This is a genomic window from Peribacillus sp. FW305-BF15 (assembly GCF_058783805.1).
In genome coordinates, this window is sequence record NZ_JBYSYV010000022.1 from 74,163 (window position 1) to 89,383 (window position 15,221).

Here is a 15,221-nt window from a genome sequence, read left to right on the forward strand (position 1 = left end):
TGTGCAGCTTGCACCTCTTTTTTTGTGTATTCCTCCCTTTCTAGCAATGAAAAGCCATTTTTCTATAAATAGCCAATCAAATAAATTTCAGAATCACTGAAAAGTGTTTATACTTTTATGTAACAGGTAAAAGTATAAAGTTAGAAGTTTAGTAGTTTGATGGATTTAACCAAATTAGGAGGTTTTATCATGAAGGATTACGGATTATTTATTAACGGTGAGTGGTCGGATTTTGGATTGGATAAAATTGAAGTGAAAAACCCGGCAACGGATGAAGTAGTTGCCACCGTTCCTAAAGGCGGTGCAACTGAAGCGGCGAAGGCTGCAGATGCCGCATATGAAGCCTTTACAGGCTGGGCTGCACTCTCAGTCTACGAACGTGCTGAACTAATTTGGAAATGGCATCGATTGATTGATGATCATAAAGAAGAACTGGCAAAAATCATGACTGAAGAGCAAGGAAAGCCCCTTAAAGAAGCTCTTGGTGAAATGACATATGCCAATGGCTTTTTATCTTGGTTTGCCGAAGAAGGAAAAAGGGTGTACGGCGAAACGATTCCTGCTTCCGTGTCCAATAAGCGGCTTTTCGTGACTAAACAGCCTGTCGGAGTTGTAGCTGTCATTACGCCTTGGAACTTTCCTGCTGCCATGATTACAAGAAAAGTGGCACCAGCGCTTGCCGTCGGCTGCACAGTCGTCATTAAACCGGCAAACCTGACTCCCATAACAGCTTTAAAAATGGCTGAATTAGCCGAAGAAGCTGGCATTCCAAAAGGAGTCATCAATGTCGTGACAGGAAAATCCTCAGAAATCGGCGAAACTTGGCTTCAAGATACGAGGGTTCGTAAATTGACGTTTACCGGTTCTACAGAAGTCGGCAAAACCCTGATGAGGGGCTCCGCAGACACGGTAAAGAAAATCTCGCTAGAACTCGGAGGTCACGCACCAGCAATCGTTCTTGAGGATGCCGACCTTAATAAAGCGGTTGATGGCATCATCAGTTCAAAATTCCGTAACGCAGGACAAACATGCGTCTGTTCAAATCGCATTTATGTCCACGAAGCCATTCAAGAGGCCTTCATCGAAAAGCTCGTTGCCAAGGTCAAGGAACTAAAGGTAGGAAATGGACTGGAAGATGGCGTCGATATCGGTCCGCTTATCGATCAAAATGCAGTGGATAAGGTTCAAAAACAAATTGATGAAGCAATCAGCAGCGGCGCTAAGCTCGAAGCTGGCGGTAAATCAATAAGCGGCCTTTTTCTTGAACCGACCGTATTGTCCAACATTGATGACAGCATGCTCTGCATGAAGGAAGAAACATTTGGTCCACTAGCTCCCATTGCCTCCTTTAAGACGGATGAAGAGGCAATCAAGAGGGCAAATGACTCCATCTTCGGTTTGGCAGCTTACGTCTTCACTGAAAACATCACTAAGGGCATCAAATTCACCGAGGCACTTGAATTCGGTATTGTTGGCTTGAACGATGGACTTCCTTCCGTTCCGCAAGCTCCATTTGGCGGATTCAAGCAAAGCGGACTCGGCCGTGAAGGCGGACACCAGGGCATCGAAGAATTCCTGGAAGTAAAATATATTTCCTTAGGTTTGTGACCTATTTACCACAATAAGAAAACGGGCCCGACTCAATTGAGTCTGGCCCGTTTTTTCATTCCAATATATCTTCTTCAAGCTTTTCCTCTTTTCGGATCCTGATGAATTTTACGATATTCAATACAATCGTTTTAACAACAGAGTAAGTCGGAACCGCCAAAATCATACCGATGATACCGGCAATGTTTCCGGCGACAAGCAATAGGATGATGATGGTAAGCGGATGTGTGTTCAATTTCTTCCCGATGACTAACGGTGAAATGAAATTACCATCCAATTGCTGAATGACCGTTACAACCAGAATGACCAATAATGCCTCTGTCGGTGAATGGATCAACGCCACAATGACGGCAGGAGCGGCTCCGATAAACGGACCTACATATGGAATGATATTGGTCACGGCGCCAATCAGCGCGAATAAGAACGCATAAGGCAACCCAATGATTAGATATCCGATGAACGTTCCGATCCCGACAAACATGCAAACAAGCATCTGCCCTTGTATGTATGTAGTAAGCGTCCCGCCAGTTTCCTGAAGTACCGTTAAAGCTGGTTTTCTATAGCGAACCGGTACGAATTTCATAATGGCGGCCGGAAGCTTATCCCCATCCTTCAACATATAAAACAGGATGAAAGGAACCGTTACGACAACTAAAGTGATATTCGTCACCACGCTGAAAACGGAAGTTAAACTGTTCGTTATATTACTAGGTAAGTTCGTCAAATATTTTTGCAGCGAATCCCCTACTTCTTGCAGAGGTACATAATCTTGTTCCACCGTCCATAAAAACCATTTTGACTCCGCTGAGTCTTCAATGAACTTCCTTGTTTGATTGAAATAATCCGGAAGGTTATTGAGTAAATCCGTAACCTGTTTTGAAAGTGACGGGCCAACCAAACCGACCAGTAAACTAATCAACCCAAGGAAAAATACGTAAAGCAATAAAATCGCCAATCCCCTTGGCACTCTCCTTTTAACGAGGAAATCAACAGTGGGATTGAACAGGAAGTAGAGAAAACCCGAAATCAAGATTGGAAAGAACAATGTAGATGTAAAAATGACTATTGGTTCAAAAAGAAAAGAAATCTTTGTACCAACATAAAAAAGTAAAGACAATAGTAATAACTCTAACGTCCAAAAATGCAGTTTTTGCTTGAACAAATTATCTCCTCCACTATAAGCAATTCTATTTAACTCCCTATTTCTAAGGAAACAACATCATAAATGCGAAAAATCCTATGTATGATAATCATTCATTGTTAGCAGTTTACCATATTTCTATAACTTGGATGAATAATTATATATAAAAATAATAGAAAAAAGCCTAAAGATACAGTTCCCTAACTTTTTGATGGTTAAGCATCATTTTACACTTTAAATCTGTTATTTGTCGCAGGAAAAAGAATCAATAGGAAACACCATACAAATTACTTAGGAGAAATAATCTATTTACTTTTCAATATTCCATTGATGTGACGAAAGATTCATTGGTTTTCACCTATTCCGGACACGGACCCAATAAAAAAACCCCGCTTTTTATTGGCGGGGTTTTGAGTCTTATTTTTGATCTTGAAGAACCGCTTCAAGCATCGTACCGTTTTTAGCTAGGTTCGTATGCCATGAAAATGCTTTTTCAAGAATGTGCGGAGTTTGATGCCCGCCCGTTTGCGCAACAGCTTCAGTGAAGTATGCACGTAGCTGTGGTCGGTAATCAGGATGAGCACAGTTTTCTATGATTAACTCTACGCGCTCTTTTGGTGCCAAGCCACGTAAATCAGCGATCCCTTGCTCTGTCACTAATACGTCCACATCATGTTCAGTATGATCCACATGAGAAACGAAAGGAACGATACTGGAAATTTTGCCGCCTTTTGCATATGATTTCGTAACGAAAATTCCTAGGCGTGAATTACGGGCAAAATCTCCTGATCCGCCAATTCCATTCATCATTCTTGTCCCAGAAACATGTGTCGAGTTTACGTTACCATAGATATCACACTCTAACGCTGTATTGATTGAAATCAAGCCCAAACGACGGATGATTTCAGGATGATTAGATATTTCTTGTGGACGAAGAACTAGCTTATCACGGTATTTTTCAAGCTCACCGTAAACTTGTTTCCCTTTTTCTTCAGCTAATGTAATCGAACACCCTGAAGCAAATTTAACCTTTCCAGCATCGATCAGATCAAATACCGCATCTTGCAGCACTTCTGAATAAACTTCCAAATCTTTGAATTCAGAATCAAGGAAGCCAGCGAATACTGCATTCGCCACTGAACCTACACCCGACTGAAGCGGAGCAAGGCTTTCAGTTAAACGGCCAGCCTTTATTTCTCCACGAAGGAAGTTAATGAGGTGGTTGGCGATTGTTGCAGTTTCTTCATCCGGCGGCACGATTGTGGAAGGTGCATCAAGATCTGTAGAAACGACGATTCCCATTACTTTTTCGGGATCAACCGCAATGCCGATCGATCCTAGGCGATCACTTGCTTTAGTCATAGGAATCGGTTCGCGTTCCCCTTGTTTAGCCGGTGTATATATATCATGCATCCCTTCCAATCCTTCTGGATGGGATACGTTCAATTCAATGATCACATGTTTAGCTTCTTGAACGAATATGGCTGAGTTGCCTACAGAAGTTGTCGGGATGATCAATCCATCTTCCGTAATCGCCAACGCTTCGATGATTGCAAAATCGATTGGTCCGACAATGCCTTGACGAACTTGTTCAGCCGTATGAGACAAATGCTGATCCACATAAGTTACTTCATCAGCATTGATTTTATTGCGAATGCCTTTATCCGCTTGGAATGGCAAACGTTTATTTATGATACCCGCTTCCGCCATATGTTGGTCGACTTCCGGTCCTAATGAGGCACCAGTATAAACGTCAACTTTGAATTTTTCAGTTTTAGCTCTTTCAACTAGAGCCATCGGAATAACTTTAGCATCACCAGCACGGGTAAATCCACTCATACCGAGTTTCATCCCATTTTTAATCCATGATGCTGCTTCTTCCGCTGTAACTACTTTCCCCTTAAATTGTTCATTGCGAATTTTTTTGAAAACGCTTTCGTTCATACAAAAGACCCCCATTTTTCGCTTTTCTTACACTTAATTTTACCAATCCTGTGTAATCGTCACATTCATTTTCGAATGAAAAGCCTTAAATTGGGCATAAACCAGCATTTCTTTCACACAAAGGAGAATCACTAAAACCCCAAAGCCCTCCTGAATTGACTAGCATATGTTTGACTGACCTGGATTTTTGAGTTGTCTTTCATTATCAATAAAAATGTAGAATGGAAATCAGGGAGGATCTCTTGTATATAGTTGATATTGACGATGTACGAACGGTGCACACGAATGAATAAATCACTAGGTAAAATGAATTCCAATTCACTTAAATTCATTTTATGAAATCCACTCACACGTTCGGACTGAATTTTAGTTTTCCTATTTTGAGCTTCCAAATACATAATTTCATCATATGGAAGCGGTATCCAGCGATCATCTGTTTTAATGGTCAGGAATGATGTCGGTAAAATCAATGGCTTTGACGGCAAGATGGCCGTTACCGCCCCTAAAGGGTTGCCCTCGTCCATGATAGGGACACTCAGCCCATAGTAAGGTACGCCAAATACATTACTTTCAACTTGCACCCCTATTTTTTTACGGATGCTCAGCGCTTTATATGTCGCCGTATTTTCACTGATTAAATCACCTGGTTTTATTCTTAAGTCCACTTGTTTGCTCGGTTGATAATAAATGTATTTTTCGGAATCAGCCACAGAAATTGAAGCATCCTTCGGTACAAACTCCCTGATGATATTTAAAACGGATTCGACCGTAAATTGATCCATTTCCTTTCACCTCTTAAAAGAACATATTAATAATTCCCCTATTTTTAAGCAGGGCATTCATGAAGTAATTCATAGTTTTTTGGTAAACTTACATTTTTTTGAATTCACTTTTCGGAAAATTAAAGAAAAATTGAAGTAACTAAGCGAAAAACGTCGAAAAAAGCAAAAAAATCGTATTTAAATTTATGTCCTTATTCATTATAGTTGGAATGCTCCCCGATTTCCATGGGGGATTCAAGAAAAAAGTTTCCTTATTATACAAACATTTAAATATCAAAATCCAGCGGACATCAAACAAAAAAGCCGCTCTCCTAGGATAACGGCTGAAAGGTCATTTTTTTGAAGGGGGATTTTGAAACGGGGATTTTAATCGGAGTGATAACATCTCTTCTAAATTTTTCAGTGGCAATTCCAATAAAAAGGGTCGGTCATCAGATTGATATACATCCTCTGAAATGAGCGTATTAACGATCTTCTGTTTTTTTGCATTAACAATTCGGACCAGTCTCCCCATTTTCAGCTCCCTTTCTTTAATCTTCTGTATCCGGCGGAATTGATCACAGCATCAGATGTCATTCTTTAGCGCATCATGACCTTCTTTACCGGTACGGATATTCACAACATTCGCCAATTCATATATAAAGATTTTACCGTCACCCGGTTTACCGGTACTCAAGAATTTCCTTGCTACATCCACAACATCCTGAACTGGGACTTCACACACGACGATTTCGATTTTCATTCGATCATGCAATGACATTTCACGATTTCTGCCTCTATATGTTTCCACATAACTTTTCTGAAGACCCGTTCCTTTTACTTCCGATACTGTCATTCCGCTTACCCCTATTTTCGCAAGTTCCGCTTTGAATTGTTCAAATTGGATAGGACGTGTAATGATTTCTATTTTCGTTAAAATCTCGGACATATGGGCACCCCCTTTTAGATTGATTCGTGATAAGCTTTTTCTCCATGAAGTGTAAGATCAAGCCCCATTGACTCATCTTCTTCACTGACACGCAACGGTACGAAAAGGTTAATGGCTTTAGCAACGATATAAGTGACCACGGCAACGAAGATATAGGTCGCGATGATCGCTACAAGCTGCTTCCACAACAAGTTGAAATCTCCATAGAATAAACCATTTGCACCGCTTTCGTTTACGGAAGTTGTCGCGAACAAACCTGTAGCTATGCCCCCCCAAGTCCCGCCGATCCCATGTAATCCGAAAGCATCAAGCGCATCGTCGTAACCCAGTTTATTCTTCAGGAAGAATACGCCCCAGAAACAAACGGCACCGCCGATGACACCGATGATGATTGATGATGCGGGCGTTACGAATCCGCAAGCGGGTGTAATGGCCACCAAACCAGAAATGGCTCCGGATACTGCACCCAGCAATGTTGCCTTTTTATTAGCCATATACTCGACGATCAGCCATCCAATGATACCAGCAGCTGCTGCAACAGCTGTATTAACGAATACATTCATCGCCACTCCATTGATTGTCAGTGCGCTTCCGACGTTGAAGCCGTACCAACCGAACCAAATTAATGATCCTCCAAGAAATGTTAAAGGAAGATTATGCGGCGCACTGTCCCCCGACTCTTTCCTTTTACCTAACATGATTGCCAATACCAAACCTGCAACCCCTGAAGATATATGAACAACGTTGCCACCTGCAAAGTCAAGTGTACCCAGTTCCGCTAACCAGCCTCCACCCCATACCCAGTGTGCAACGGGAGCATATACGAATAAAGACCATAGGATCGTAAAAATCAGGAATGCTGAAAACCTCATCCGCTCGGCAATGCCACCAGCAATGATCGAGACCGTTAAAACGGCAAAAGTCATTTGGAATAACATGAACAAACTATGGGGAATTGTTTCGCTGTAAGGTCCTGGTGCAAAACCCACATCCTTTAAACCAACCCAGTCCAGACCGCCCAGAAGTGAATTACCAGGTGAAAATGATAATGAATACCCAATCAGCACCCAAAGAATAGAAATGACAGCCAGAGGCATATAACTATGCATTGCCGTATTCAAGACATTTTTACTTTTTACCATCCCTCCATAAAATAGGGCAATCCCTGGTGTCATTAGCCAAACCATCATCGTCGCCAAAAACATGAAAACCGAATCTGCCATTTGCATACTGTTTTTTCCCCCTTTTTATATATGTTATGTTTATTAACAAGACTATGTTATATTTTTTATCATATACTTAATTTTCTAATAATTCAACTTAATTTTTGTATTTTCAAGAAAAAATGTTAGATTAAATAACATCAATAAGAATAAAGGACCAGCAAATGTGATTTTTTTGGTTTAATAGTTACTTTTCTATCTTCACAACTCCATGGCTGTTACATTTCACCTCCACTTATTCCCCCCTCGAAAACCATTAAAAAAGGGCCCTCCTATTGAGGGCCCTTCAATAAATATTCATTAACAGCAACGAGACACTTTCCCACCCTTTGCGTTATACCGTTCATCCTGGGCTTCGCAGAAAAATTCTTTCCTGGTTTTCACGGGATCTTCAGGATGATGCTTTTTCATATGTGCCACATACGTATCATAACTTGGCACGCCGACGAGCAAACTGACGAATTGCTTTCTGTAGCTGAGAATTGTAATTATTCTTTTCAACATCGCTTTCCCTCCCTTATGACGACCTTGATACATAAGGCGTTTCATGTAAATCTATTTTCTGGTTCTTCAAGACTTTTATCCATAACCTAATGGCAGAAATCAGGACCGTGATCACTACGATCATGAAGATGGCACATAGGGCAGCATCCACATAATCATTGACGATGACCCGCTTCATCTCGGCCAGATTGGCTGCCGGAGCAAGAACTTCCCCACTATCATAAGCCGCTTTAAATTTATCCTTATGTGCCAAAAAGCCAATTGCCGGGTTTTCGTGGAACAGCTTTTGCCACCCTGCCGTCATGGTCACTATCAACAAGAATGTAGTGGGCACAAGAGTGACCCATGTGTACGCTTTTTTGCCCATTTTGAAAAGGACCGTCGTCCCAAGCAGCAACGCAATGGCGGAAAGCATCTGATTCGCGATTCCAAACAATGGCCAAAGGGTATTGATTCCGCCAAGAGGATCAATGACCCCTTGATAAAGGAAGTACCCCCAACCGATTACACAAATGGCAGTCGCAATTATATTGGGCAGCCATTTATTCGTTTCGGCAAATGGTTTGTAAAAGGTGCCGATGATATCCTGTATCATAAAACGTCCCACCCTGGTTCCTGCATCAATGGTGGTCAATATGAACAATGCCTCGAACAGTATCGCGAAATGATACCAGAACGCCATCAGGGACGCCCCCCCAATCACTTGCGAGAAGATATGGGCCATGCCGATTGCAAAAGTTGGAGCTCCTCCAGTACGGGATATAATGGTCTCTTCCCCAACATCGTCCGCAAGGCCGGTAATCATCTCAGGTGTCACAAGGAAACCCCAATCGGATATCGTAGCAGCCACTTGCGCTGGTTCCGTTCCCACAACGGCCCCCGGGCTGTTAATGGCAAAATAGATACCTGGCGTCAATACACAGGCGGCAATCATCGCCATGATGGCTACAAAGGATTCAGTCAACATCGCCCCGTATCCGATTGGACGTGCATGCGATTCGCGTTCAATCATTTTAGGAGTCGTACCTGAGGAAACGAGTGCATGGAATCCCGATACCGCTCCACAAGCGATCGTAATGAATAGGAACGGGAATAAATTTCCGGAAAATACAGGTCCCGTTCCATCGATGAATTGAGTGACGGCAGGCATTTCAAGGCTCGGCATGACAATAAAGATGCCTAGTGCAAGTCCGATGATCGTACCGATTTTCAAGAATGTACTTAAATAATCACGCGGTGCCAATAACATCCATACAGGTAAAACGGAGGCAACGAAACCATAGACAATCAACATGATGGCAATCGTTTCCCCGCTGAAAGTGAACATTGGCGCCAATGTTGCACTCTCGGCTACAAAGCGGCCGAAATATAACGCGAGCATCAAAAGTATGATTCCGATAATCGACCCTTCACCAACCCGTCCCGGCCTTATATAACGCATGTAAATGCCCATAAGGACTGCAATAGGTATGGTCGAGGCAATCGTGAACATTCCCCACGGACTGCCCACCAGCGCTTTTACGACAACCAGGGCAAGTACCGCCAGTAAAATGATCATGATACCGAGGATACCGACCATCGCTATCAAGCCTGTAATCGGTCCAATCTCCTCTTTGATCATTTCTCCCAAAGATTTGCCGTTACGGCGCATCGAACCGAAAAGAATGATGAAATCCTGTACGGCACCAGCCAAAACAACTCCGACTACAAGCCATAGCGTCCCTGGCAAATATCCCATCTGAGCTGCAAGGATGGGGCCTACGAGAGGTCCAGCTCCGGCAATTGCTGCAAAGTGGTGGCCAAACAACACCCATTTGTTTGTAGGTACATAATCTTTCCCATCATTATTCGCTTCCGATGGAGTCTGGCGATTGTCATCTAGCTCAAACACTTTCCGTGCAATGAATTTACTATAAAAGCGGTATGCAATTGAATAAACACAGAGTGCCGCAGTAACAATCCACATGGCATTGATGCTTTCCCCCCGGTTTAGCGCGACGAAACCAAAACTCACCGCACCCAATGCAGATATGATCCCCCAAAGAATAACAGACTTAAGCGCTTTCATTTTTTTCCATCTCCTCTCTATCGATCTAGTGTACAACTATAAAAAACCTTCATTTATTAGGGGCCAGGGCTGTATTTCTCCCCGTACCCATTAAATTTAAAGAATTTTATATATATTCTGAATTATATGTTACCGTAAGGTTTTTTAGCAATAGCAATTTAGTCAATTTGTAAAGTATTTTCCATTATTTTGTCGATAATTCCCTCCTTTCCCACTTTGGTGGAATCAATGATTTCAACGCTTTATAAAAATCGTATTGTGTGAACGCATTTTTAGAAGGTTCATCATTAAATGAACGGGATGCGATCCCCAAGTTTATGATGCTCATTATGGGACCAACACAAAAAATGTGCGCCGGATGGCACACATTTTTCTTTATCCTATCTGATTTTCCCTTAATGAGCTGCGGTTTAAATCGTAATAAAAACCCCTCTGCCGCAACAATTCATCATGGGATCCTTTTTCAATGATCCTTCCTTCATCAAGTACGAGGATTTGATCACTTTGCTGAATTGTATTCAATCTGTGGGCAATGACAAAACTTGTCCTCCCCTCCATCAAGCGGTGTAATGCTTCCTGGATTTTAAGCTCAGTTATCGTATCTATGCTACTTGTCGCTTCATCCAAAATCAATAATACGGGATCCGCTAAAATAGCCCTGGCAATCGATAATAGCTGGCGCTGCCCCTGACTTATTCCACTGCCATCTTGATTCAAGATGGTATCGTATCGATCTGGCAGTTTCATGATAAAGGAATGGGCATTGGCAAGCTTGGCTGCATTCACCACTTCTTCATCTTCTGCCTCCAGCCGGCCGTAGCGGATATTTTCACGAATCGTACCTTGAAACAAGAAGGAATCCTGTAAAACGAAGCCCATATGCTTACGGAGGCTGGACCTCGTCACCTGTTGGATATCCTGGTCGTCAATCAATATCCGGCCGCTGTTCGGCTCGTAAAAACGGGCAAGAAGATTAATGATCGTGGTCTTACCTGCCCCCGTGGGACCTACAAGCGCGATGGTCTCCCCTTTTTTTGCATGGAAACTAACATCATATATCGTTTGCTCTTCATCATTATACGAAAAGGAAACACCCTCAAAGTCCACCTCACCGCGGACTTCACGAAGTTCAGAAGCCTGTTTCTCATCCACTTCTTCTTCTTTTTCATCAAGTATGGCGAAAACCCGTTCAGCACCGGCAACAGCTGAGAGGAGTGTATTGAATTGGTTAGCCAGGTCATTGAGCGGACGGGTGAATTGCCTTGAGTACTCGGTGAAAATGACAATGACCCCGATGGAAACCGTACCTATGCCATTCAGCGCCAAAAACCCTCCGACAGCGGCTATTACCGTGAAACTTAAGTTGTTCAGTAAATTCATCAGTTTTGGAATCAGCCCTGAGTATGATTGTGATAGGAATCCGGCTTTCTTTAAATTTTCACTCCGGATGATAAAATCACGGATCACTTTATCTTCCTGTGAAAAAGCCTTTACGATCCGTTGTCCGGAAATCGTTTCTTCTATAAACCCATTCAGTTCTCCAAGGTTCTTCTGCTGTGCTTTAAACAACTTTCCCGTCCTGTTCGTTATCCACCTCAGACCGAAGAACATGAGAGGAACGATGAATAAGGTTAGAATAGTTAATAAAGGGCTCAAATACAGCATGACTCCGATCGTCCCGACAAGTGTCAGCACACTTGAAAAGATCTGGATGACGGAACTATTCAAAGTGGAACTGACATTTTCAATATCATTCGTGACCCTGCTCATCAACTCCCCGTGCTGACGCCGATCAAAAAAGGGAATGGACAACTGGTGAAGCTTTTTGAATAGTTGATTGCGCATCGCATATACCGTATCCTGTGCAATTCCGATCATCCAATAATTCTGAAGCCACATGGATAGGGAATAAAATATGTAGACTCCGAGAAGCCCTAAAAGAAGGCTGATAAGCCCCCCGCTATCTCTTGTGACAATATAATCATCAATGGCCATCCCAACAAGAAAGGGGCCAAGCAATCCCAAAACCGAGCTTATCAGTACCATGAAAAGGACACATAATAGCAGGCTTTTATTCGTTGCCAAGTAGGGAATGATCCTTTTTACCGTATTCCAGGAGTTGACCGGTTTAGACTTTGCCTTATCGGGAGATATTCTTCGACTCAAGCGAAATCCCCTCCTCCCCAAACTGTGAGCGAACGATTTTTCGATAAAGATCGCTTGTTTGCATCAAATCCTGATGTTTCCCCAGCGCAAGGACTTGACCGCTTTCCAGCAACAAGATTTTGTCAGCCTCCATGGCTGTACTGATTTTTTGTGTAATGATGAGCGTTGTGCATGTATAGTCCTTTAAAGCGGCAAGCAATTTACTTTCCGTCTTCAAATCCAGCGCACTTGTACTATCATCCAGAAGGAGAATCTTCGGTTTGCGCACCAATGCTCTTGCAATCGATAAGCGCTGTTTTTGCCCTCCAGACAGATTCACTCCTTTTTGCCCTAACTGGGTTTCATATTGCTTCGGAAGTTTCATTACGGTCTCATGGACCTGAGCATGCATGGCCGCAACCATGATTTCCTCCATCGAGGCACCCTCTTTTCCCCAAGCGACATTATTTTTTATGGTCCCCGAAAAAAGCAGGGCCTCTTGCGGTACATAGCCGATCCTGTTCCGCAGCGAATTCAAGGGAATATCTTTCAGATCTTGGCCATCAATTTGAATGGAGCCGCTTTCAACTTCATATAATCTCGGAATCAGCTGAAACAGTGATGTCTTCCCTGATCCTGTCGCTCCTATGATGGCAAGCGATTCTCCCGGATCGATGGAGAAGGTCAGGTTTTTCAATATCGGGGTTTCGGTTCCAGGATAGCGGAAAGATACATCCAGAAACTTAATGCCTCCCCCATTGACGGCCCCACTCTTGCTTTCCGCTTTACCTTCATCAATATCTATCGAAGTTTCAAATATTTCCGTCACACGTTCCGCTGAAGCCTTTGCACGGGAAATGACCATGATCAGCCATGAAAAAACGGAAAGGGATGCCGCAATCCTCGTGGCATAGTTGACAATCGCCACAACTTCCCCTACCTGTATATCTCCCGTCGTTATAAATTCACTTCCAAGCCAGAGAATGATCAGAATCGCCACATTCATGACAAGCATCAGCACAGGCATCGTCGTTTCAATTAAACGAAGGGAAGACACAGTCTTTCTTTTCAACTCTTCATTCGCATCGTCAAATCGGCCGATTTCATGCTCCTTACGAAGAAAAGCTTTGATCAAGCGCATGCCTATCAGGTTTTCCCTCATGACTCCATTGACATTATCGAGTTTTTTCTGGACGAGCTTAAACAGCTTAGCCGCCCGTTTCATAACCCATCCCAAGAAGAAAACAAGAACCGGAATTGAAATGACCAATACAAGGGATAATTTCAAATCGACCGCAATAGCCATGATGGCTCCGCCGATTACGATCAACGGCGCCCTTGCCATGATACGCAAGCCCATAAAAACCGTATTTTGAAGTTGGGTCACATCATTCGTCATCCTTGTGATCAACGAGGAAGTCGGGATATTATTCAAGTTCGCAAAAGAAAACGCCTGTATTTTACCAAAAAGGCTTGTCCTGACATCATGTCCAAAGCTTTGACTTACATGTGATGCCGTAAATGAATTAACGATCCCGCCAAGAAATGAAAAAACGGAAAGTCCAACCATGACACTTCCCCATTTAATCACCACCGATAAATCTTTCTGCAAAATGCCATCATCAATGATTTTTGCTATAAATAGAGGTTGTAATAGCTCTACCCCGAGCTCGACAATCATTAAGGATAAAGCAAGAATGATCAAAAGCCAGTATGGCTTAAGAAATGAGGACAATTTTTTCATCTATGACACCTTCGATTCTCCGTATGTAAATAGCATCTTTTCATCCTCTCATTATACATTTTTATACAGATTTTTTAAAAGATTTTAACTGTTTTAAAGCACTGGTAAATATCTTGAATTTTTTTTATAAATACCCTTGACAAATAACAGGAAATAAGCGAAAATTCTAATTGATAATGATTTTCAATTTCATTATCGATCTCTGAAATTTGATAAGCAATTACGATATTCTCTTATCGTACCCTTTTGATATTGTACATAGATACAATGTCGCCCCGGCTTCTCTGTGCCTAGTAAAATTATATGCTCATTAGCGAATGCAAGTCACTAGAATATTGCCCCCTCTTTATTCAAGTAATTTATTCACATTGGAAGCATATTAGGCAGCCGGGGATTATTTTTTTTCAACTATTAAACTTACATATATGATTAAAGGAGCAGGATGATCATGAAACTAGAAGATATCATTAAAGAACGGCGCAGCATCAAACGATTTAAGGACATCCCTGTTCCTATTGATACCATCCAATCATTATTGGAAACTTCGACATGGGCACCGAACCATAAAATGACCCAGCCATGGCGCTTCGTCGTGGTGCATGGTGATAGCCGTTTAAAACTCGCAGAAGCAACACGTGCATTCATGGAAGGCAAAGAGAAGGACCCTGAAAAGAAAAAAGCAGCCGGACAGCGAGGATATAATAAACTCATAGGTGTACCGATGTTTGTCGCAGTGATCATGGAAGAGAATCCGAATCCCATGACACGTGAAGAAGATTATGCGGCTACAAGTGCCTTGATCCAGAATTTTAGCCTGCTTGCCTGGGAACAGGGAATCGGGATGATATGGGAAACATACGGCATGATACACAGCATGGAGTTTCGTGAAGCTTTGGGCGTGAAACCAGGCGAGAAGATCGTCGGCAGCCTTCACGTTGGCTATCCCGATATGATTCCTGCCCCTCGTCCAAGGAACGCGATCGATCAACTCCTGACCGTCATGGACTAACATAAAAGGAAGGCCTCCAATCTTCCAGTTGGAGGCTCAGACTGTAGACAAACTTGAACTGCCCCGTAAATGTTAGACACCAAACTAACATTTACGGGGTGTTTTTTATGGCTAATTTTTCTGCC

General features: G+C 42.5%; 11 protein-coding genes. 2 read left to right on the top strand and 9 right to left on the bottom strand.

Annotation, left to right across the window (positions count from 1 at the left end):
* The first annotated feature begins 189 nt into the window (after window positions 1-189).
* Window positions 190-1,608, top strand: coding sequence for an NAD-dependent succinate-semialdehyde dehydrogenase (locus AC3WLU_RS20680; protein ID WP_458353484.1), 1,419 nt, complete (start codon window positions 190-192; stop codon window positions 1,606-1,608).
* 55 nt (window positions 1,609-1,663) lie between these two features.
* Here AC3WLU_RS20680 and AC3WLU_RS20685 read toward each other — a convergent pair whose 3' ends face one another.
* The 9 genes from AC3WLU_RS20685 to AC3WLU_RS20725 all read right to left on the bottom strand — a co-directional run bounded on the left by AC3WLU_RS20685 (window position 1,664) and on the right by AC3WLU_RS20725 (window position 14,087).
* The gene (locus AC3WLU_RS20685) at window positions 1,664-2,770 is read right to left on the bottom strand and encodes an AI-2E family transporter (RefSeq protein ID WP_063577452.1); all 1,107 of its coding nucleotides are present in this window, start codon (window positions 2,768-2,770) and stop codon (window positions 1,664-1,666) included.
* A gap of 396 nt (window positions 2,771-3,166) precedes the next feature.
* Entirely contained in the window at window positions 3,167-4,693 is a 1,527-nt protein-coding gene (gene scpC, locus AC3WLU_RS20690; protein ID WP_034305854.1) for a succinyl-CoA:acetate CoA-transferase ScpC, read from the bottom strand.
* 131 nt (window positions 4,694-4,824) lie between these two features.
* Window positions 4,825-5,475: a LytTR family DNA-binding domain-containing protein gene (locus tag AC3WLU_RS20695; RefSeq protein ID WP_057278591.1), complete on the bottom strand. Its 651-nt coding sequence runs from the start codon at window positions 5,473-5,475 to the stop codon at window positions 4,825-4,827.
* Window positions 5,476-6,040: 565 nt separating this feature from the next.
* Window positions 6,041-6,403 carry a P-II family nitrogen regulator gene (locus AC3WLU_RS20700; RefSeq protein WP_048685015.1) on the bottom strand — a complete coding sequence of 121 codons (363 nt, stop codon included), beginning with the start codon at window positions 6,401-6,403 and terminating at the stop codon, window positions 6,041-6,043.
* 14 nt (window positions 6,404-6,417) lie between these two features.
* Window positions 6,418-7,632, bottom strand: coding sequence for an ammonium transporter (locus AC3WLU_RS20705; protein WP_063577454.1), 1,215 nt, complete (start codon window positions 7,630-7,632; stop codon window positions 6,418-6,420).
* Between the two features lie 294 nt (window positions 7,633-7,926).
* On the bottom strand, window positions 7,927-8,130 hold the full coding sequence (locus AC3WLU_RS20710; protein WP_063577455.1) for a YbdD/YjiX family protein: 204 nt from the start codon (window positions 8,128-8,130) through the stop codon (window positions 7,927-7,929).
* Between the two features lie 13 nt (window positions 8,131-8,143).
* Window positions 8,144-10,198 carry a carbon starvation CstA family protein gene (locus AC3WLU_RS20715; RefSeq protein WP_098186494.1) on the bottom strand — a complete coding sequence of 685 codons (2,055 nt, stop codon included), beginning with the start codon at window positions 10,196-10,198 and terminating at the stop codon, window positions 8,144-8,146.
* 375 nt (window positions 10,199-10,573) lie between these two features.
* Window positions 10,574-12,364, bottom strand: a complete 1,791-nt coding sequence (locus AC3WLU_RS20720) for an ABC transporter ATP-binding protein (RefSeq protein ID WP_492597825.1) — start codon at window positions 12,362-12,364, stop codon at window positions 10,574-10,576.
* Window positions 12,339-14,087, bottom strand: coding sequence for an ABC transporter ATP-binding protein (locus tag AC3WLU_RS20725; RefSeq protein WP_413004023.1), 1,749 nt, complete (start codon window positions 14,085-14,087; stop codon window positions 12,339-12,341). Before AC3WLU_RS20725 ends, AC3WLU_RS20720 begins: the two co-directional genes overlap by 26 nt.
* A gap of 448 nt (window positions 14,088-14,535) precedes the next feature.
* Between AC3WLU_RS20725 and AC3WLU_RS20730 the strand changes: the two genes are divergently transcribed.
* Window positions 14,536-15,096: a nitroreductase family protein gene (locus tag AC3WLU_RS20730; protein ID WP_054397999.1), complete on the top strand. Its 561-nt coding sequence runs from the start codon at window positions 14,536-14,538 to the stop codon at window positions 15,094-15,096.
* The last annotated feature ends 125 nt before the right edge of the window (window positions 15,097-15,221 follow it).